This window comes from Rhizobium sp. WYCCWR10014, assembly GCF_001657485.1.
Classification (GTDB): domain Bacteria; phylum Pseudomonadota; class Alphaproteobacteria; order Rhizobiales; family Rhizobiaceae; genus Rhizobium.
The window spans coordinates 1-19,143 of record NZ_LXFU01000031.1 but is presented as its reverse complement, the minus strand read 5'-3'; the positions used below and the strand labels follow the sequence as shown (position 1 = coordinate 19,143).

Here is a 19,143-nt window from a genome sequence, read left to right as displayed (position 1 = left end):
GGTAGCTCAGCCGGTCGGCTCCGGCAGCAAACAGGAACTTGCTGAAACCGATCCTCGTCCTCAGCCCGCCTTCCAAGACGTTTCATGTCCATTGCTGTCGGAGCGATAGCGCACATGGTCGACGAGCGCGCGCAGCTTCGGAGGCAGATTTCGCCGATCCGCGAAATAAAGAAAGAAACCTGGGAACGGCGGTAGGTACTCCTCCATGAGCGACACCAGTTCTCCCCGGTCGAGATATGGCCTGAACGTTTCTTCCATGCCGAATGTCACGCCTCCGCCGGCGCACGCCGTCCGCACCATGACCCCCATGTCGTTTGTCGTGATCCTCGGATTGACGGCCACGTCGAATTCCCGGCCATTCTCCTCGAACTCCCAGCGATACGGCGCCACATCCGGCGCCGGACGCCAGCCGATGCAGCAGTGCCGCGAAAGCTCTGATGGATTTGCGGGCCTTCCGAAGCGTTCCAGGTAAGACGGCGCGGCAACGACGAGCTGCCGCTGGCTGCCGGAGACCGGAACCGCGATCATGTCCTGCTCAATCACTTCGCCGAGCCGCACACCCGCATCGTAACCCTCGGCGACGATATCGAACTCCTCATCCGTGACGTTTACATCGACCTGCACGCCCGGATAGGCGTGCGTGAAGCTTGCAAGCAGCGGCCCGGAAATAAACCGCTCGGCAATCGACGATACAGCGAGCCGCAGGAGTCCTGTCGGCTGGGAGTCCCGATCCTGGGCATCATCCAGTGCCAATTCGACTTCGGCGACTGCGGGCCCAACGCGCTCGTAAAGCCGCATGCCCGCTTCAGTCAGGCTGACGCTCCGCGTCGTGCGCTGGAAGAGAGCAACTCCCATCCGGTCTTCCATCCGCCGGATCGCCTGGCTTACTGCCGAGTGGGTGAGGCCGAGGCGCTCAGCCGCGCCGCGGAAACTCTTCGCTTCCGCGACGGCGAGGAATACGGACACGAGTTTAAGATCGATGGCCATTGGTCAGCAAAGCTTACCAAGCTTGTCACCATTCGTAAATTGTTTCGCCGTCGTCTCCGCCATACTTTCGGTGCAAGGACATTCGGGATGAGGATCGACGCCCCTGGGGCGCTGACGAGAGCGGAGCGAACCGGGTCCTCAGGTCTCGCGTCGGAAGAAATGGATCGAACAAGGAGAATCTTCCATGTATCAGAATATCCGCTCACACTTTGCAGTCGCGGGTACTGCGGCGCTCTTGGCCATATCGCCGGACGTGGCCTTCGCTCAGACTGTGGAGGAGCGCCGCGAACGTGGTGCTGCCGTCATCCGGAGCCTCAACAACGGCATGACACAGCCAAATTTAGAAGCGATGCGGCAAGAGTTTCCGTTCCTCGCCGAAGCGACCGAAGCCTACGCTCTCGGAGATGTGTGGTCACGTCCGGGCATCGATAATCGCACGCGCCAACTCGCCGCCGTCGCTGCATTCGCGGCAATGGGCCTGACAGATTTGATGAAGGTTCATGCCGGATATGCGCTCAACATCGGCGTTCCCAAGGAGGAGCTCAAGGAAGTGATCTATATGATAACGGTTCCGGCAGGCTTTCCCCGTGCCATTGCCGCGTCGCAAGCACTGTCTCAGCTTTTTGCGGAGCGGTCGGAAGCCGGCGTCAATGAGCCAGCGGGAGCCAGACCGTAGTCACGGTCTTGAAGCGCGCAATCGCCGTCTTGTCGCCGGAAGCTCACCGGCCTTGCGCCAAAGCGGCGGCGAGTGTTGCTCGACGTCGATTCGTGGATGCGGCCCAGAATACGCGGCCTCCGACCTGGCGCCCTACCAAGAGCCGGCTCGATTGCAGCTAATCGTCACCTTCGTCTTCAACGACCCCCGTCAGTCTCATACCCTGGATCCAGGTCGCGCCATCCTTTCGGATCACCCGCTTCGGCCGCACCCCACAGCGCTCTTCCACGGCCGAGGCGAGAGGTTGGGAATGCGTGACGATCCAGATCTGGCTACGTCGTGCCGCTGCGGCGATCATGTCGGCGAGCGGCGACAGCATGTCCTGATGCAGGCTTGCTTCCGGCTCGTTCAATGCGATCAGCGGCGGCTGGCGATAGGACATCAGCGCGGCAGCGAGCCCGAGGAAACGGATCTGTCCGTCAGAAAGCTCGCGCGGTTGAAAAATCCGGCGCGGGAAATCTGGAAAGATCAGTCCGAATTCCGCATGCTCCCCCGGTTCCGGCACGTGCAACCTTGCCCCGCCCAAGGCGGAGGAAATGGCCCGGTCGAGCTCGACCGTGTCCCCGCGGGTATGCACCAGCGTCGCGAACACCGCCGCCATGTTTGCGCCGTCCTGGTCGAGCAGCGTCGACGTGACCGCCAGGCAGGGACGCCGCAACGCCGACTCCCGATCGGTCCTGAATCCATGGAAGAATCGCCAGCCGTCGATGAGACGGCGAAAGGCGGCAATTTCCGGATAATGTCCAGCATCTCCGAGCATCGCGATTCCTGTTTCCGACGTCATCGCCTGCTCCGGGTAATCCTCCATGCGGCCGCGGACACCGCGAACCATGATCCCCGGCCCGCTGCGCTTCATCATGGTAACGGGACGCGACCCGGCCTCAAAGCAAAGCTCTTCGGCCTTGACCTGGGGCTCGAAGGCAAATCCGGCGGCGGCCTCCGGTGGTCTGAGCCCGGCTTCGACCCAATATCGCCACGTCACCGCCCGCTCCTCGTCGAGAACCTCCACCTCCAGCTTGATGCGAAAATACTTCTCGTCGCGCCTTGGGCCGGTCCACAACGCCGAAGCCATGCCGCCCTCGGCGGCGATCTCATGCGCGAACGTGCCGCGCACCGCCGCCTGCACAAGCTGGAGGCTGCGGTAGAGGTTCGATTTGCCGACGCCGTTCTCGCCGATGAAAACATTAACGCCGGCCAGATCCATGCGGATGGAGCGTAACGAGCGGTAGTTTTGGGCAAACATGGAGCGAAGAAGCATGGTCGACTTCCATAGTAGGGGTCCGTCCAACGAAAGCGATCTGCCGCAGCCTTGATGGGCCACAGCCGTGCGCATGGCTGTCACTCTGTCAGTTGAAGCGCATGTCTGCTCCTCAACAGCGTTTCGCCCTTGAGCCGGTCATCCGAGCAAGCGCTTGTGGACAACGGGGAATCCACTCTGGCGTCCGGCCTATACGGCGTCTATTGGCGCCACCGACTGGCGCACGATCATTTCGCACTCCAGCTTGACCTTGTGATTGTCATGTCGCATCCGCGGCGCGGCGATCATCTCGGCAAGCTTCTCGACGGCATAGCGCGCCATGTCGGCATGGGGCAGTTGCATCGTCGTGAGCGGCGGCAGCATATCGCCGGAATAGGATTCATTGTCGAAACCGATGACCGAAAGGTCGCGCGGGATCGAGAGGCCGGCTTCCTTCGCGGCTTCATAGACACCCATGGCAATGCGGTCGCAGAAACAGCATATCGCCGTGGGTCGGTCATCGAGCGCTTGCAGGCGCTTGAAGGCTGCATAGCCGCCCTGAATCGTCCAACGTCCCTTGATGATGAGATGGTTGTCGACAGGAATGTCGCGCATCGTCAAAGCTCGGCGATAACCCTTGATGCGCTCGCGAGAAGCTTCGATCGCGTCCTCGCCACCGATATAAGCAATGCGCGTATGCCCGGCATCGATCAGCGACAGCGTCGCCTTCATCACAGCCGACAGGTCTCCGGGCACCACGCTCGGCAGGGGCTTGTCGACCGTATAGCAGTTCAAAAGTACCATCGGCCATTCCGCGAGCTGCGGAGCAAGCGTCACTTGCTGCGTGATCAGCCGCGCATAGATGATGCCCGCAGCGGGCAGCGTCGCGAGATGGCTCAGCGCTGCCTGCTCTGCCTCCTCGTCGGCGTCGGTCGGCATCACCGAGAGCAGATAGCCCAGCTCGTTTGCCGCCTCTCCGGCTCCGTCGATCAAGCCGGCGACATGGGGCGAACTTGTCACCTCGTTGATGAGCATGGCAATCAGCGGACGCCGGTCGATGCGCCGAGCCTGCGTCCGGTAACCCATTCTGGCCGCCGCACTTCGAACAGCCTCACGCGTTGCCGGCGATATGCGCGTTCCCGGAGCATTGTTGAGCACAAGCGACACGGTCGCCTGCGAGACACCGCAGGCGGCAGCGATGTCGGACATCGTCGGCTTTTTGATCACGCGAACCCCTTGCAAGACTGACTATTCGCTTAGCACGAAGTTTTACCAACGCAAAAGCGGCGAGGGCTTGCTTGATAATAATTTTAGTTATAACCAGTGATTTATAACTAATCGCTCTGGGAGGAGTGCATGGCAGGAGTAACGCTCGCTGGGGTGTCCAAAAGCTATGGCGCGGTGAATGTCATCCGTGACATTTCGCTTTCGATCAACGACGGCGAGTTCCTCGTTTTCGTCGGGCCTTCCGGCTGCGGAAAATCGACACTTCTGCGCATGATCGCCGGTTTCGAAACCATCACCGGCGGCGACGTCCTGCTCGGGGGCAACCGGGTCAATGATACGGCCGCCCGCGATCGGGGGGTGGCGATGGTCTTCCAGAACTACGCGCTATACCCCCACATGACAGCTCGCGAGAACATGGCCTTCGGCCTGCGCAATATTGGTACGCCGAAGGCTGAAATCGCCTCACGCATCGATAAGGCCGCCGCCATCCTCCAGCTTGAGCCTTATCTCAACCGCAAGCCTAAGGCGCTTTCCGGCGGCCAGCGTCAGCGTGTTGCGATCGGCCGCGCCATCATGCGCGAACCGGATGTCTTTCTGTTTGACGAGCCGCTCTCCAATCTCGATGCCGCTCTTCGCGTCTCGATGCGCACCGAGATTGCTAAGCTCCACCACCGCCTCGCCGCAACCATGATCTACGTCACTCACGATCAGACGGAAGCCATGACCATGGCAGACCGTATCGTGGTCCTCAGGGACGGGCAGATCGAACAGGTCGGCGCGCCGATCGAGCTTTACGAGCGCCCTGCCAATGCCTTCGTGGCTGGCTTCCTCGGTGCGCCACGCATCAATCTGCTCCCGGCTACAGTCACAGCCGTCGACGGCGAAACGGTCGAACTCGCCTGTGCGGGAGATGCCCGCCTTACTGCCAACGTCCGTGCCAGTCCCGCCAAAGGCGACACGGTGACGATCGGCCTGAGGCCGGAAATCCTGTCACCGGCCGATGAAGGGGCGCTCAGCGGAACCGTTGATGTCGTGGAGCAGCTCGGCTCGTTGCAACTTGTCTATGCAACGCTTGCCGATGGTACGACCATCGTCTCCGAACTGCGCGGCGGTGCGGCGCCGTCGATCGGCTCCGTCGCCCGTTTTGCGATCGGCCCCGGCACACGCCACGTCTTCGATGCAAACAAGGTCTCGATTACCCTATATTCTGAAGCGGGTGGAGCATGAGCACCAGCAGCCTGACCGCCGCGCGCAGGCGCGATGCGCTCGCCGCTTACATCTTCCTCGCGCCTTTCGCGGTGATCTATGCCACGTTCCTGGTCTACCCCTTCTTCAAGGGCTTGTGGATCAGTCTCCACGACTGGGAGCTTGCCGGCAACTACCGGAAATATATCGGCCTCCTGAACTACGAGGACATGTGGTTCGACACGATCTTCTGGAAGACGGTGGGCAACACGCTGACCTTCGTCGCCATGACCGTGCCGACCATGACCGCACTGGCCCTGGTGCTGGCTCTTGCCGTGTTCGGGCAGGGGCGGCTCAAGGGTGTGCTGCGCTCCGTGTTCTTCATGTCGAGCGTGTTTTCGGTCTCGGTCGTGACGCTGATCTGGTCGATGGTGCTGTCTGCGGACAACGGCCTGCTGGTGCCGCTCTTCAATCTCATCGGCGTCAAGCCCGTCAATTTCCTCGGGCACCCGACGCTCGCCATGCCGTCGATTGCGTTGACGACGCTTTGGTGGGGTGTCGGCCTCCCCATGGCGCTGTTTCTGGCGGCATTAAGCCAGATACCGCCGGAACTTTACGAAGCGGCCGAACTCGATCATGCCAGTCGGTTCAGCGTCCTGAAAAACATCACCCTGCCGTCGATCCGTCACACCGTGCTCCTGGTTCTGGTCCTGCAGATCGTCGGTCAGTTCCAGATTTTCGGTCAGGCCCACCTGATGACACAGGGCGGCCCCGCCAATCGAACGCGTACGCTGGTTCAGTACATTTACGAGACGAGCTTCCGTGACTGGCAGGTCGGTTACGCCACGGCCATGTCCTTCGGGCTCTTCATCCTGATGCTTGGCTTCACAATGCTGCAGCTCTGGCTCGGCCGCAGGGGGGACGAATGATGGCAAGCGCACGCACAAGCGGCCTGCGCCGCGCCACGGACGTTCTCATCCTTGGAGCAACCATCGCCTTTGCGATCCTCTGGCTTCTGCCCGTCGTCTGGGTCGTCGCCATGTCGCTGAAGCCGAATACCGAGCTGATGCGTTCCACGGCAGGCTTCCTGCCGGTCCCCTTCACGCTCGATAATTATATCGGCCTCCTGAAGCTCGATACCGTGCCGCGCTGGCTGATGCACAGTCTCATCGTCTCGGTAACGATGACAATTCTGGTTCTGATCGTCTCGTCTATGGCCGGCTATGCGTTCGCGCGCCTGGAGTTCCCCTTCAAGAAGACGCTGTTCATGCTCGTGATTGCCGGCCTGATGGTGCCCGAGCAGGCAGTGTTCATTCCGCTGCACACGATGGTCTCGGGCTGGGGACTGCATAATACCCACTTCGCGCTGGTCATGCCGCGCGTCGCCGTGCCGATCGGTGTGTTTTTGATGATGCAGTTCTTCCGCAGCGTTCCGAAAGAACTGGAGGAGGCGGCCGCCATTGATCACGCCTCACGGCTGACGATCTTTCTGAAGATCATGTTGCCGCTCTCCGTACCTGCACTGACCACGCTCGGTCTGTTCACCTTCATCTTCGCCTGGAACGACTTTCTCTGGCCGCTCGTCTCGGCGACCAAGGCCGACATGTACACGGTCACGATCGGCCTTGCCTCGATCCAGACCAACTTCGCTTTCTCGGAGGGCATAGGCGCCGTCATGGCATCGGCGGTCTTCGCCAGCTTGCCCATCGTTCTTCTGTTCCTGATCTTCCAGCGCTTCATCGTGGCAGGTGTTGCCATGAGCGCCGGCAAATAGGCACCGGCCCGACCGGCCATGCCGGGACGGGTTTTTCGCAACGGCATCGCAAGGAGGATATGATGCACAAGACGAAAATGCTGCAACGTCTGGCGCTCGCCACGACACTGATGACCGCGCTCTGGGGAGGATCAGCCCAAGCAGTCGACATCTCGTTCTTCCGCTTCTTCGGCGATTGCCAAGGCGAATACGGCGCGGTGACAGACGTCACCAAGGCCAATGGCGAATGCGGCATCATCACCGCGCTCACCAACAAGTTCAACGCAGAAAACACCATCGGCGCCAAGGTCGTCACCCAGACGGCCGAATGGGGTGCCTATTACGACCTGCTGACCGCGACATATTCCACCGGCAACATCCCTGATGTCGCCGTCATGCACGCCTCGGTGATGCCGAATTTTTCCGACCGGGATCTCCTGACGCCGCTGACCAAGCCGATTGCCGATCTCGGTATCCAGACAAACGACTTCGTACCGGCGGCGCTGAAGAACGCTACCGCCAAGAATGAAATCTATGCCCTCCCATACGACCTTCATGCGCTGCTCTTCCACGTCAACATGGACCTGATGAAGAAGGCGGGCCTTGTCAACGCAGACGGCTCGCCGATCCTGCCGAAGTCGCCCGAGGAACTGCTCGAGCAGGGCAAGAAGTTCAAGGAAGCGACCGGCAAGTACTATATCGGTTCGGAAGCCCAAAGCTCGGAAGGCATGATGGTGCGCCTGTTCGACACGCTTCTCTGGCAACAGGGCGTCGATGTTCTCTCCGCCGACGGCAAGACGGCAAGCATCAATACACCGGAAGGGCTGAACGCTGCCAAGCTGATCTCATCGATATTCTCGGAAGGCCTTGCCAATCCGGCACTCGATTATCCCGGCTCCGAACAGGCGTTCCTCAACGGCGAAACCGGGATTCTGATCAACGGCACCTGGGGCGTCGACAACTACGATACCCAGGCCAAGGCCGGCAAAGTGGCCCTCAAGGACTATCGCGTCGCCAATGTGCCGCAACTCTACGCCAAGCCGTCCGTCTGGGCCGACAGCCATATGTGGGTCATTCCGAAAGATGACAGTCGCAGCGAAGACAAGACGAAAGCCGCTCTCGCCTTCCTGAAGTTTCTGAGCGACAACAGTTTCCAGTGGTCGCGTACCGGCCATTTGTCGACTCGTCAGTCGGTTCTGAATTCCGAAGAGTTCAAGGCCCTGCCGCACCGCGCCGAGTTTGCCGACACTGCCAAAAATGCCACGTCGCTGCCGCAGATCCAGAACCAGCGTGCGGTCTACAACGCGATGATCACCGACTTGAACGCGATGTGGCTGACCGGCACCGATCCGCAGGCAACGCTTGAAGCGATGCAGGCCGGCGTCGAGCGCGTCCTGCGTCGCAATCGCTAGTTCCTCCAACCCCTCCTGAGGGGTTGGTCTCCCGCCGGGATACGCGCCACGCCGTGCGTATCCCGGAACTCCAATCGAAAAAGCCGATCTTCCAAGGACAACCGATGAACGCCTATTCCCAGTCGCTCGCCCCAGCGAACACGCCGCTCCGCGAAACGCTTTCTCTTGATGGGAGCTGGGAGTTCCGCCACGAGACCGATCGTGAATGGCGGCATGCAAAGGTGCCGGCGCACTGGCAGGCTTGTTTCGAGGATCTCTCCGTCAGCTTCGGATCGGCAACCTATCGCAGGACCTTCACGCTCCCTGTAGAATGGTCGGCTCGGGAAATCGCCATCCGCTTCGGTGCCGTCAGCGATCTGGCCACTGTCTTCATCAACGGCACTGAGATCGGTCGTCACGAAGGCGGTTATCTTCCTTTCGAATTCGTGATCCCACCTGCTCTCTTGAAGGCGGAGAATACCGTCGAGGTCCTGGCCTGCCTGCCGGATGCTCATCGCAACGAGAGTGGCGCCGATTTTGCGGAGATCCCGCATGGCAAGCAGAGCTGGTATGGCCCGCAAGGCGGCATCTGGCAGTCCGTCCTCATCGAGGCCCGCGATCCCGCTCACATCTCGTCGCTTCGCCTCGACCCGATTTGGCCGGAAGCCAGGCTCGATCTTAAAGCCCACTTCGCCAGCATGGTTGCAGGCTCGCTGAAAATCGAGATCATCGATCCGCAGGGCATGCCCGTCTTTACCGGAAACATTCCGGCCGCGGGACATGCCCTCAAACATTCGATTCAGCTCGACGCCGTCGCGCCATGGTCGCCGGACAGCCCGAACCTCTATACGATCACAACGATCCTCAGTGCCGACGGCGTCGAGATCGACAGCCGGCAGGAAAGTTTCGGATTTCGCCGCTTCGAAGCCCAGGACGGCTTCCTGCATCTGAACGGTAAGCCGCTTTATCTGCGCGCCGCGCTCGATCAGGATTACTATCCCGATGGTTTCGGCGCACCGCCCTCGCTCGACCTGCTCGAAGACCAGTTGCGCAAGGCTAAGGCAATGGGACTGAATTGCCTGCGCTGCCACATCAAAGTGCCGGACCCGCGCTATTACGAGGTCGCCGACCGGCTGGGCATGCTGATCTGGAGCGAAATTCCAAATATCGAGACCTTCACCCCGGCCTCCGCCGAGCGCCTGCGCACGACCATGGAAGGTATTCTCGCCCGTGACGGCAATCACCCATCCATCGCAATCTGGACCCTGATCAATGAAGATTGGGGAACTCGGCTGCGCGAGGCGGCCGAACAGCGGCAATGGATTTCCGACATGGTCGACTGGCTGCGTGCGGAAGACCCGCTACGGCTCGTTGTCGACAATTCCGCCTGCTTCCCGAACGTCCACGTCAAGACCGACATCAACGACTACCACTTCTACCGAACGGCGGTGGATCGGCGCGAGGAATGGGACAGGCTCTGCCGCGAATTCGCAGGCAATGCCGACTGGACCTTCTCAACCGAAAAGGAAGCCGTGCGCACGAGGAAGGAGCCGCTGGTCCTCTCCGAGTTCGGCGTCTGGGGTCTACCCGATCCTGCCCGTCTGCGCGAAAAGAACGGCCGCGACCCCTGGTGGATGGCCTATGGTGCCACCTGGGCGGATGGCACGGCACTGCCCCAAGGCATCGAAGCCCGTTTCCGCGAACTCGCTCTTGAGAAAGTCTTTGGTGATCTCGGTCGTTTCGTCGAGAAGGTGCAGTGGTATCAATACATGAACCTCAAATACGAGATCGAGGTCATCCGAACGCACGCGCCGATCGGAGGCTATGTCATCACCGAACTCACCGATGTCCATTGGGAGGGCAATGGATTGATGGACATGGCACGCAATCCGCGCGTCTTCGCCGAAGCGCTGCCGGCCATCAATTCCGATCTCGTCATCGCGCCGGGCGCGGCCCGCCACGCCGTCTATGAAGGGCAGACGGCCAGCTTCGACATCAAGGTGTCGAGCGGCGGAGCAGCCGTGCCCGAAGGCAGTCGCCTCGTCTGGGAATTTGGCGCTGAAAAAGGCGAGATATTGCTGCCGGCCATGGCGCCGATGCAGGTTCATAATGCCCCGATCACCGCAACAGCAGATGCAGTGCCGGTGCCCGAGATCCAAAAGGCACGGTTCCAGGTCGTGGCGCCTGATGGAAGCGTGCTGTCTCAGAATTCCGAGACACTTGCGGTCTATGGCAAGCGCGATGTGCCGCCCATCCGCTTTGCTTCGAACGACGCCAGCCTTTCCGAGAGGTTGTCAGCCCTTGGACATGTCAGCGTGTCGCCGCACGAGGCGGATGTCTTCATCACCAAGGACATCGATGCCGATCGCGTCGAGGCAATCCATTCCGGCCAGCGCGTGCTGCAGATCGTCGACAAGGATCCCGGCCGTCTGCGCGATGACGCGCCGCCGCGCGATGGCCCGATGTCGATCGAAATCGATCCGGGCGCCGGCGGCATGGTTTCCGGGCCATACTTCAGTTTTCCCGGCTACAATCTCGTCAATCGTCACAAATCGATCTGGCGCGGGGATTGGGTCGGCAACTTCTCCTGGCTGCGACGGGATGGTGTGTTCGCTCATGTGCCGGGCGGTCCGCTGTTCGACCTGTCCTTCACTGGCGTCGTGCCGCACCAAGTGATGGCCGGCCTTCGTCCCTGGGAATTCCAAGGTCGCGTGCACGCCGGCGTCGTTATCGGCTGGGTTCACAAACCCGCTGCCTTCATCATCGAAAAGCGGCTCGGTCGCGGTAAACTTGTTGCGACGACCTTCCGCCTCCACCAGGAGGCACCGGATGTCGACCCGCTTGCCACCGCGCTTTACGAAGGCCTCCTCGCACTCACCGCAAGACCCTGAGCCCAGCGACAGTCGACAGAGGTCGCGAGAACTTCGCTTCGTGCTCAAGCGCTAGCGGGAGGGGCTCAGGTCGCCGGTCGGGTATATGGCCCGAAGCGGGCGAAATTTGTCGAAAGACTTCGTAGCGAGCCTCCCAGGCTGCACTGTCTTTCAGGAGAATCATCCCGTAGGAGATAGGCCTGTTATGCGATCGTCGGCTGCGATATTCTCGACCGATGAAACTCAGTCAGACCATACGGTTCGCTACAGCCGAGGACGGCACCCGTATCGCCATGGCGTCTTGCGGGCAGGGCCAGGTGATCCTGCGGGCGGCGCACTGGCTGAGCCATGTCGATTACGATCTCGAAAGCCCGGTGTGGCGGCCGTGGCTCCAGGCGCTGTCCGCCCACAACCGGTTTGTGCGCTACGATCCGCGCGGCTGCGGTCTGTCGGACCGGCATGTCTTCGACCTTTCGGTCGAAGCATGGCACGCAGATCTTGCTGCCGTGGCGGCGTCGATCGAGGAGCCGCGCTTCGTCCTCCTCGGTCTTTCGCAGGGCGGCGCGCTCGCCATCGCATATGCCCTCAAGTATCCCGAGCGAGTATCGCATCTGGTGCTTTTGAACGCCTATGGTCAGGGTGCCCGCGCCAGAGCTCAGACCGAGGCAGAGCGGCTGGAAGCCGAGACCCTTGTCAATTTCGTTCGCATCGGCTGGGGACGCGATAATCCGGCGTTCTGCCGGTTCTTCACCAATCTCTTTATCCCCGACGGTACAGCAGAACAGCATCGCTGGTGGGGCGATCTCGAGCGCCAAACGGCAACGGCCGACGTTGCCGCACAACTGCTTTGGCAGATGCAGGGGATCGATGTGCTGGACCTTGCGGCGATGCTGCGCGTCCCGACGTTGATCGCACACAGCCGCGGTGACATGCGCGTGCCGTTCGACCAGGGTTGCAAGCTCGCCGCCGCGATTCCGGGCGCGCGCTTCGTGCCGCTTGAGAGCAAGAACCATGTGCTCCTGCCGGACGAGCCTGCGTGGAACGTGTTTCAAACGGAACTTGCCGCCTTTCTCGGGCAGGATCGGTGGATGCGGCCGCGTGCGGTCAGTGAGGCCGGTCTGACACCCGCCGAGGCAGCCCTTCTCGACCTCGTCGCGGAGGGGCTAGACAACCGCGCGATCGCGGAACGGCTTGGCAAGAGTGCAAAGACCGTCCGAAACCAGCTGTCGGTGATATTCAGCAAACTCGGCGTGCATAGCCGCTCGCAAGCGATTGTCGTCGCGCTCTCCCGATAGTCCCGCTTCTGCAGGTGGATAGACACCTCCTCCGATGCCGATGGGACATGTGTCCCTCCAAGGAGCGGGATTTCTTCGCAGGCGCGGGACAACCGCCTCATGCCCGCCGAGACGGCAAGCTTCATCCTTAGCGTCACGGATGGCAGGACGCCATCCGAGGACCGGGAGGAATTCACGTGACGGAAATCAACGAAACAACGCTCAATGAACTCGTGGGCCGCGTCCTTGGCGACCTTGGCGGAGCGGTCAGCGTGCCGCTTGTACGGATCGGAGATGCTCTCGGGCTATATAGGACGCTTAAGGAGATCGGGCCGGTGAAGGCCAACGAACTTGCCGATGCCACAGGATGCGCACCTCGCTATGTGCGCGAGTGGCTGGCGGCACAGGCTGCCTCAGGTTATGTGCACCATGAACGAGGATTGTTCTCGCTGACGCCCGAGCAGGCCTTCGTGTTTGCCGAGCCGGACAGCCCGGTCAATCTGATCGGCGCGTTCGATACCGCTGCTGCGATGGTCGAGAACCAGCCGAAGGTGCAGTCCGCCTTCAAAACCGGCCGAGGCGTTGCCTGGGGCGATCAGGCCGGCTGCATGTTCTGCGCTGTCGCGCGGCTATTCCGCCCAGGTTATGTCAATGCCCTTGTGCAGGACTGGCTGCCGGCGCTCGACGGTGTCACCGATAGGTTGAAAACGGGCGCGAAGGTAGCGGACGTCGGATGTGGGCACGGGCTATCGACGATCCTGATGGCGCAGGCGTTTCCCAATTCCCGGTTTGTGGGCTACGACTTCCATCCAGGCTCGATTGCCGCTGCGTCCGCGCACGCCCAGGCACACGGGTTGACGAACCTGCACTTCGAGGTCGGCCGGGCGCAGGACTTCGACGGCCGGGATTTCGATTTGATCACCTGCTTCGACTGCTTGCACGACATGGGCGACCCGAAAGCCGCTGCGGCTCATATCCGAAATGCGTTAAAAGAGGGCGGCGTCTGGATGGTGGTCGAACCAATGGCCGGAGATACGCTGGAGGAGAATATCAATCCGGTTGGACGGCTCTACTACTCAGCCTCGACAATGATCTGCGTTCCGACCTCGCTTGCGCAGGAGACGGGGCTGGCACTCGGTGCGCAAGCGGGAGAGCGGCGATTGTCCGAGGTGATCCGCTCAGGCGGTTTCACCCATATCCGGCGTGCCGCCCAGACGCCCCTCAACATGATCCTCGAGGCAACCTGACAGGTCGCGCCTTCTGTTGGAAATGTCGCGCCGCATTCCCAGCCTCGTCGGGAAAGTCGACGAGTGCGGTGGCTGGCTTGCAGGAGCACGCCGGCCACCTTAACTTTCAGCGACGGCGGTAAACCGTGCATCTGATTGCCGGTCTGACGGCAACTGCACAATGATCCTTTTTAACCGGTCGAAGTATTCGCGATGCGCTGAATGATGCCGACGCGACGGTCCTGCTCGGAAAACACTCGATCGCTCCGGATGAGACGTTGTGTCCGATCTTGTACAATATTCAAGCTATCGCTACTTCGATCGACAGGAACCGGCCTTTCAATTTGTCTAAGGCGGCGAACCACAAAAGGTGTGAATCGCTCGTAATTTCCGATTAGCACTATGGACTTGCCGTGCGTCATTCCATTGCCTTCAACCGAATTCCGGGACCACCGACCCCAGAGTACTCGCCATCGAGGAATATAACCCCTTCCTTCTCCAGGACTGTCCGAATGGCGGCGATTGTCCTCGGCTTCAGGTCCTCGCCGCGCTCAAATCTCACGATCGTATTTGTTGAGACAGCGGCTGCATCGGCGAGTTGTTTCACGCCCATCTCTAGCGCGGTCCGAGCCATCTTACACTGAATAGGCAACAAAATCGCTTCCCCATATTGAAATCGCCTTGACGTGGCGATTTGTACGTCGTATGCATTGTTGCGTGGGCTAACTCCCACGCAAGCTGATTCATCAACGGCGACTATAGCCTAGCTCAGTGCTGAAGCGCGAGGGCGACGTGAGCCGTCGTCGGGACAGGCCATTCATGGAACTACGCCAGCTCTCCTACTTCGTCGCGGTGGCCGAGGAACTGCACTTCGGCCGGGCGGCCGCCAAGGTGCGCATCGCCCAGCCGGCGCTCAGCAACCATGTGCAGGCGCTGGAGCGGGAACTCGGCTGTCCGCTGTTCATCCGCTCGACCAGGCGGGTGGAATTGACCAGGGCAGGGGAGATCTTCCACGAGCGCTGCGTCGGGATCCTGAGCGAGGTCGATCTGAGTGCCGAGATCACCAGGGCGGTGGCCGGCAAGACCATCCGCCAGATCAGGATCGGCACCGTCTATCCGGCCACCACCGGCGTGCTGCCGGCGTTTCTGGCGAAGATCGCCCGCAAGTACCCGGATATCCGCATCCATATATCAAGCGGCAATACCGGCGACATCATCCGCGGCCTGGAAAATGGCCAGATCAATCTCGGCTTCATCAGACCGGTGGAGAACATCGGCTCACTTCGCTTCTCCTCGATCGCCCATGAGCGGTATCTGCTGGCAGTGGCCAGGACCAACCGCCTGGCCGGGCAGGCAGAGATCGCCATCGACGATCTGCGCTCGGAAAGGATCATCGCCTTCAACCGCAAGAACCTCTCCTATACCGAACGGTACTTCAACGAGAAGTTCGAGGAGTACGATCTGACCGGCAACATCGCCTATAGCTGTGACGACACCTATTCGCTGGTGTCGCTGGTCTCGGCAGGCCTTGGCATCGGCTTTGCGCCGGAATGGACCGAGGGCCTGCCGAACCGGGCCTTCGAGCTGAAGGCGGTGAGAGGCATCGACTTCAGGATCGGGCTCGGTGTCGCCTGGAACAAGGAGGACCCAACCGCTTCGCGCGATGACATCGTCGATATCGCAAGGTCACTGGCGCGGCCGGGCAGGTGAGGCGAGGGGCCACGGGTACACCCCAAGTGGAACGGCTTGCCGGGGGCAGTCGGTCCCGGGTTCCGCTCGTTGCGAGCGGCGCTTNCCTGCGGCTGCCCTTTTAACCGGTCAAGCCGTGCGCGAACTGGCGCCGGCGCGGACGCGCCTTCGCCTGGTATGCTCATTGTTTGGAGGAAGCTGCCTGCCGTGGCAGGCACGATCTCAAGAACAAGAAGTGCTGACAGTCGCAAGTTCGGCATTTGATTCACGACGTACACGCGATAGAACATCGAGCGGTCCGTCTTCTGCTCCCACATTGTTCTCGTCGCCCTGACCTGTGATCGCCTTTCCATGGACAAGCGAAGGGATCTCGCGGTGGAAGACCTTGAGACAGCTATCGCGGCCGTTCATGCAGAGCCGAGGCCGATAGCCCTTCAGGCAAGCAGCACCCCAAACGCGCCGCCAATCGCGGCGCTCTTTCCCGTCCATCTTCCTCGATCGATGAGATCATCGAGCCGGAAAGCCCCATCTGCTCTGCGGTGGAGGCTTGCATGGCTTGGCGAGGACGTGTCCGAACGGTTGGGCGTCGTTCCAGCGCAGTGCACGCGTCCTCGTCACCGCCGTCCCAAATACGCCTGCCGGGCCTGTCCGACAGCGTTGTTCAGGCTCCAACGCCTGACTATCGCGAGGTTTCCAGAGGGCGATCGCCGCGCAGAAGATTCAGCCAGGCTCGGGACGCTTTCTCCCCGCCTGTGCCCCCGAAATGGCAATCGTCGTAGCGGTCGTCTCCATCGAGTAACGCATCAGAATTTACTCCCTCTCGGATACCGTGGCCGCTTTTTGACAGGGCCAGTTGCGCCCGTACGATCGCATTGTCTGGAATATGCTCCTTGAAGCCGCCGTTGCTCGGTTCGAGGCATTTCGATGCAATCGAAATGTAAACGGGTGCGTCGACGCCGTGCTGACGCAACGTGTCAACCATCGACATGAAACGTTCCTGGTAGGCCTCCGCAGTGGTGCCCATAACGAGGTCCGCCTCTCCTTGCACCCAGAGGACGTTCGTTATCCGGTAACCGGAATCCTGAAGCTGTTTCACTGTATCGACCAGCACGGGATTGAAGTCACCACCTGCCGCCCATCGTGCGATCTCAGATCCGGAATATGCGAGAGGTGCGAGGATGACGCTGTCATTTTGACCCGATGCGATCAAATTGTTCCCAAGAAGCGTCCAATACTCTCCCCTCGTATTGGTCGATCCAAGAAGGGGCGACGCCGCGATGAAGCAGCGTTTGTCAAAGGCGTTTACAACGCGAGCGCCATACATCGACCGGTGCCGCTGTCCACCGTAGTTGGCCGCGTTCGATTGGCCAAGAATGAGTAAGACGGCAGTTCGGTCAGTCTGCGGCGGGCAGGCCACAAGCGTTTTTGATTCATCCCCGACCAGTCGTTCCTTGTCGTCGAACGTATAACGGCTTGGAGCCGTCACCTTCTCTCCGCCGACCATCTTCTTCAGCGCGGAAAGTTGGGGCCAAGGAAAGATCTCATGTCTCGCGCTCATGCCGCCCAGAAAGTACACGGCGATCAAGGCAGCCACGCCGACTGCCATTGTCTTGCGCATGTCGTTACCTTTCAAACATCATCCGATGACATGGAGCCTTCCGGACCGATCAAGGCTGCTCCAGCCATGCCGCGCCAATCCCCATGCGGCTCTTTGCATTGTTTTCGTTTCCAACACGGATCGACGAGTGAGCAACTAATCAGGAAGGTTCAGACCGGAGTCAACAACACCGCTAAAACCTCCCTGACGTCCTTTCAACAAGCATCAGGACAATCTAGGCCCGATTGTGCCGAGGGAAAGCCGGACCTAAGTCGGACTAGCGACCCTAGGTCTCACTGCTCATATTGGTTTTGAGTTAACGTGAAGGTCCGTTGAGGGGCGGAACAGGAGGAGTGTATGAAATTCGGGCCCAACAATCATGAAGAGTGCTGTTCGGAAGGCCATGTTGCGGCTGCCACCATCGCAACGATATCAGCAGCTCTTTCCGCCGAAACTGACATTGACACCAGTGCGATCGAGATCAGGATGCTAGGCCCCGTCGTTGTGCTTGAAGGCTACATAACAAAGTTCGCAGACCGCGACAAAATCATCTCACTCGCAACGATGATCGTCGGTCAGGAGACCGTCCTGGACCGGATGCTAAGCCGTTTCAGCCAAGGGCAGTTAAACGGGCTGGGGCTAAGGTCCGACTGAACCCCCGCGTGAAGTCTTATCTCTGGAACACTTCCTCCATATTACGCTTTGGTTGTCCAGCGGAACCAACTGCATCAACGGAGGAAACGTAGATGAGTAGCAAAGCAGTAGGAATTGCCGCCGGCATCATGTTGGCATCGACCTCTGCCTTTGCGCAGTCTTCGACGGTAACAGGAGCAGTAGGCGGTGCTGCGACGGGTGCGATTGGCGGCCTGGTCGGAGCTCCATCGGCGTCAACGATCAGCGGGTGATCGTCGAACCTTCCTCACGGACGGTCATCCAGGTCATCGAGTGACCATTGGGCGGATCCAGCCGCCCCTTACAATCAAACAATCAGGGCACGCATGCGGCGCATGAGAATGCGTGGCGGCACCGCGTGCCCGAAAATCTCGGAGATCGATCATGAAAAGCAACCATCTCACAATGCTCGTGGCCGCGCTGTCACTCAGCGTGTCGCCACTTGCAACACTGCCCGCTGCAGCCCAGGTCACCACCGCCGCCGCTACGCCAGACCACGACGACCAAGTCCACATGCGCGGCGGGAAATCTCCATCAATTCAGGCATGCATAGGCAGACACGAGACTCCTCTGGACCATGGAAGCCTTTGCGGTGGAACACACCGCATCGCCCGGCTATTAAAGGTCAAGTTGCGTTAGCATTTTGGCGGGGACCCAGCCCAATTTTCGCGAATCCTCAGGCGAAAGCTTGACAGCTCAAGCACGGGCGGCAATCAGACAGGAAAGTCGGCCGCGCGACGCAAGCGTTCAAGATTGCCCTGATCGCGGGCCGCCAGGCGCATCATGTTTGCGAAGGCAGTCTTGATCTCGTTGGCATGGATCATGATGAAGCGCTCCCGTTGCCGACATTGCCGAGAGACGGCTCATTTGCCTGAGGCTTTAGGAGATCGTCGAACAGATCCCGATCGCCATCGCGGGTGAGGAATCTTGGCAGTTCGGATCTGAGCCAGGCTGCCAGTCCTCCGCCGATGTGAACATCGCGATCATTCTCCAGCCGATGCAGCACAAGTGCGCCGATCAACACCTTGCGGCGTGTGTCGATGGCGCGTTCCTGCTTGCTGAGCCGGATCTGCAATGTCTTTCGCTGGGCTTCCAGCTGCGCCAGCCGTTCCCCAATGGTTTTGCGTGCCACCGTCGTTGTCTCCCTTCTCGTCGATAAGCGATCTGCCCGGCGCCATCAGGACAATGACCGCATACGATCGCATGCGCAGATGCTGCGACGATGGGTGCATGTCGGCTACCCGCAAATCTGCGCGTGGAAGCGACCGGGTGAACGGCTTACGAGGTCATCGGGAGATTGCCGCGTGCTCCCACCAGTGC

17 protein-coding genes and 1 pseudogene are annotated in these 19,143 nt (G+C 60.5%); 12 read left to right on the top strand and 6 right to left on the bottom strand.

The genetic code is table 11. The features are described 5' to 3' along the window. Positions 1 to 60 precede the first annotated feature (60 nt). A complete protein-coding gene (locus A6U98_RS12405; RefSeq protein WP_064650123.1) occupies positions 61 to 987 on the bottom strand; it encodes a LysR family transcriptional regulator in 927 nt (308 codons plus the stop codon). A 184-nt stretch (positions 988 to 1,171) separates the two neighbouring features. Here A6U98_RS12405 and A6U98_RS12400 point away from each other — a divergent pair, with 184 nt between their 5' ends. After that, positions 1,172 to 1,663: a carboxymuconolactone decarboxylase family protein gene (locus tag A6U98_RS12400; RefSeq protein WP_064650122.1), complete on the top strand. Its 492-nt coding sequence runs from the start codon at positions 1,172 to 1,174 to the stop codon at positions 1,661 to 1,663. Positions 1,664 to 1,820: 157 nt separating this feature from the next. Here the strand turns inward: A6U98_RS12400 and A6U98_RS12395 are convergent, their stop codons facing one another. Then, positions 1,821 to 2,960 carry an AAA family ATPase gene (locus tag A6U98_RS12395; protein WP_064650120.1) on the bottom strand — a complete coding sequence of 380 codons (1,140 nt, stop codon included), beginning with the start codon at positions 2,958 to 2,960 and terminating at the stop codon, positions 1,821 to 1,823. A gap of 189 nt (positions 2,961 to 3,149) precedes the next feature. After that, complete coding sequence (locus A6U98_RS12390) at positions 3,150 to 4,166, bottom strand: LacI family DNA-binding transcriptional regulator (RefSeq protein WP_064650118.1); 1,017 nt, start codon at positions 4,164 to 4,166, stop codon at positions 3,150 to 3,152. A 129-nt stretch (positions 4,167 to 4,295) separates the two neighbouring features. Between A6U98_RS12390 and ugpC the strand changes: the two genes are divergently transcribed. From ugpC to A6U98_RS12355, 7 genes are all read left to right on the top strand, one after another. Next, complete coding sequence (gene ugpC / locus A6U98_RS12385; protein WP_064650116.1) at positions 4,296 to 5,393, top strand: sn-glycerol-3-phosphate ABC transporter ATP-binding protein UgpC; 1,098 nt, start codon at positions 4,296 to 4,298, stop codon at positions 5,391 to 5,393. Next, positions 5,390 to 6,280 (top strand): sugar ABC transporter permease, encoded by an 891-nt coding sequence (locus tag A6U98_RS12380; RefSeq protein ID WP_017957558.1) that lies wholly within the window; start codon positions 5,390 to 5,392, stop codon positions 6,278 to 6,280. The genes ugpC and A6U98_RS12380 overlap by 4 nt, the downstream gene beginning before the upstream one ends. Next, positions 6,277 to 7,125 (top strand): carbohydrate ABC transporter permease, encoded by an 849-nt coding sequence (locus A6U98_RS12375; protein WP_064650114.1) that lies wholly within the window; start codon positions 6,277 to 6,279, stop codon positions 7,123 to 7,125. Before A6U98_RS12380 ends, A6U98_RS12375 begins: the two co-directional genes overlap by 4 nt. A 62-nt stretch (positions 7,126 to 7,187) precedes the next feature. Further along, entirely contained in the window at positions 7,188 to 8,516 is a 1,329-nt protein-coding gene (locus A6U98_RS12370; protein ID WP_064650112.1) for an extracellular solute-binding protein, read from the top strand. A 104-nt stretch (positions 8,517 to 8,620) separates the two neighbouring features. Next, the gene (locus tag A6U98_RS12365; RefSeq protein WP_064650110.1) at positions 8,621 to 11,386 is read left to right on the top strand and encodes a glycoside hydrolase family 2; all 2,766 of its coding nucleotides are present in this window, start codon (positions 8,621 to 8,623) and stop codon (positions 11,384 to 11,386) included. A gap of 215 nt (positions 11,387 to 11,601) precedes the next feature. Beyond that, positions 11,602 to 12,660, top strand: coding sequence for an alpha/beta fold hydrolase (locus A6U98_RS12360; RefSeq protein ID WP_064650108.1), 1,059 nt, complete (start codon positions 11,602 to 11,604; stop codon positions 12,658 to 12,660). 176 nt (positions 12,661 to 12,836) lie between these two features. After that, positions 12,837 to 13,886, top strand: coding sequence for a class I SAM-dependent methyltransferase (locus A6U98_RS12355; protein WP_064650106.1), 1,050 nt, complete (start codon positions 12,837 to 12,839; stop codon positions 13,884 to 13,886). Positions 13,887 to 14,283: 397 nt separating this feature from the next. Here A6U98_RS12355 and A6U98_RS12350 read toward each other — a convergent pair whose 3' ends face one another. Then, a complete protein-coding gene (locus A6U98_RS12350; RefSeq protein WP_197496386.1) occupies positions 14,284 to 14,499 on the bottom strand; it encodes a transcriptional regulator in 216 nt (71 codons plus the stop codon). A gap of 185 nt (positions 14,500 to 14,684) precedes the next feature. On the opposite strand from A6U98_RS12350, the gene A6U98_RS12345 reads away from it, so the two are divergent. Continuing rightward, entirely contained in the window at positions 14,685 to 15,575 is an 891-nt protein-coding gene (locus tag A6U98_RS12345; RefSeq protein ID WP_064650103.1) for a LysR family transcriptional regulator, read from the top strand. Between the two features lie 336 nt (positions 15,576 to 15,911). Then, positions 15,912 to 16,231, top strand: a pseudogene (locus tag A6U98_RS35840) (IS66 family transposase zinc-finger binding domain-containing protein); the annotation flags it as partial. Between the two features lie 2 nt (positions 16,232 to 16,233). On the opposite strand, the gene A6U98_RS12340 reads toward A6U98_RS35840, so the two are convergent. Next, a complete protein-coding gene (locus A6U98_RS12340) occupies positions 16,234 to 17,172 on the bottom strand; it encodes a sialate O-acetylesterase (RefSeq protein ID WP_064650102.1) in 939 nt (312 codons plus the stop codon). A gap of 336 nt (positions 17,173 to 17,508) precedes the next feature. On the opposite strand from A6U98_RS12340, the gene A6U98_RS12335 reads away from it, so the two are divergent. Then, entirely contained in the window at positions 17,509 to 17,805 is a 297-nt protein-coding gene (locus tag A6U98_RS12335; RefSeq protein WP_064650101.1) for a hypothetical protein, read from the top strand. Positions 17,806 to 17,897: 92 nt separating this feature from the next. Then, positions 17,898 to 18,056, top strand: a complete 159-nt coding sequence (locus A6U98_RS35835; RefSeq protein ID WP_245304527.1) for a hypothetical protein — start codon at positions 17,898 to 17,900, stop codon at positions 18,054 to 18,056. A 587-nt stretch (positions 18,057 to 18,643) separates the two neighbouring features. Here A6U98_RS35835 and A6U98_RS12330 read toward each other — a convergent pair. Continuing rightward, positions 18,644 to 18,955 carry a hypothetical protein gene (locus tag A6U98_RS12330; protein WP_064650099.1) on the bottom strand — a complete coding sequence of 104 codons (312 nt, stop codon included), beginning with the start codon at positions 18,953 to 18,955 and terminating at the stop codon, positions 18,644 to 18,646. Positions 18,956 to 19,143: the final 188 nt, after the last annotated feature.

What these genes read in the sequence shown, in the direction of transcription:
- A6U98_RS12370 (WP_064650112.1), top strand. Translation starts at nt 7,188, where the DNA reads ATGCACAAGACGAAAATGCTGCAACGTCTGGCGCTCGCCACGACACTG.
- A6U98_RS12360 (WP_064650108.1), top strand. Translation starts at nt 11,602, where the DNA reads ATGAAACTCAGTCAGACCATACGGTTCGCTACAGCCGAGGACGGCACC.
- A6U98_RS12400 (WP_064650122.1), top strand. Translation starts at nt 1,172, where the DNA reads ATGTATCAGAATATCCGCTCACACTTTGCAGTCGCGGGTACTGCGGCG.
- A6U98_RS12345 (WP_064650103.1), top strand. Translation starts at nt 14,685, where the DNA reads ATGGAACTACGCCAGCTCTCCTACTTCGTCGCGGTGGCCGAGGAACTG.
- A6U98_RS12340 (WP_064650102.1), bottom strand. Translation starts at nt 17,172, where the DNA reads ATGCGCAAGACAATGGCAGTCGGCGTGGCTGCCTTGATCGCCGTGTAC.
- A6U98_RS12405 (WP_064650123.1), bottom strand. Translation starts at nt 987, where the DNA reads ATGGCCATCGATCTTAAACTCGTGTCCGTATTCCTCGCCGTCGCGGAA.
- A6U98_RS12365 (WP_064650110.1), top strand. Translation starts at nt 8,621, where the DNA reads ATGAACGCCTATTCCCAGTCGCTCGCCCCAGCGAACACGCCGCTCCGC.
- A6U98_RS35835 (WP_245304527.1), top strand. Translation starts at nt 17,898, where the DNA reads ATGAGTAGCAAAGCAGTAGGAATTGCCGCCGGCATCATGTTGGCATCG.
- A6U98_RS12350 (WP_197496386.1), bottom strand. Translation starts at nt 14,499, where the DNA reads ATGGCTCGGACCGCGCTAGAGATGGGCGTGAAACAACTCGCCGATGCA.
- A6U98_RS12375 (WP_064650114.1), top strand. Translation starts at nt 6,277, where the DNA reads ATGATGGCAAGCGCACGCACAAGCGGCCTGCGCCGCGCCACGGACGTT.
- ugpC (WP_064650116.1), top strand. Translation starts at nt 4,296, where the DNA reads ATGGCAGGAGTAACGCTCGCTGGGGTGTCCAAAAGCTATGGCGCGGTG.
- A6U98_RS12380 (WP_017957558.1), top strand. Translation starts at nt 5,390, where the DNA reads ATGAGCACCAGCAGCCTGACCGCCGCGCGCAGGCGCGATGCGCTCGCC.
- A6U98_RS12335 (WP_064650101.1), top strand. Translation starts at nt 17,509, where the DNA reads ATGAAATTCGGGCCCAACAATCATGAAGAGTGCTGTTCGGAAGGCCAT.
- A6U98_RS12395 (WP_064650120.1), bottom strand. Translation starts at nt 2,960, where the DNA reads ATGCTTCTTCGCTCCATGTTTGCCCAAAACTACCGCTCGTTACGCTCC.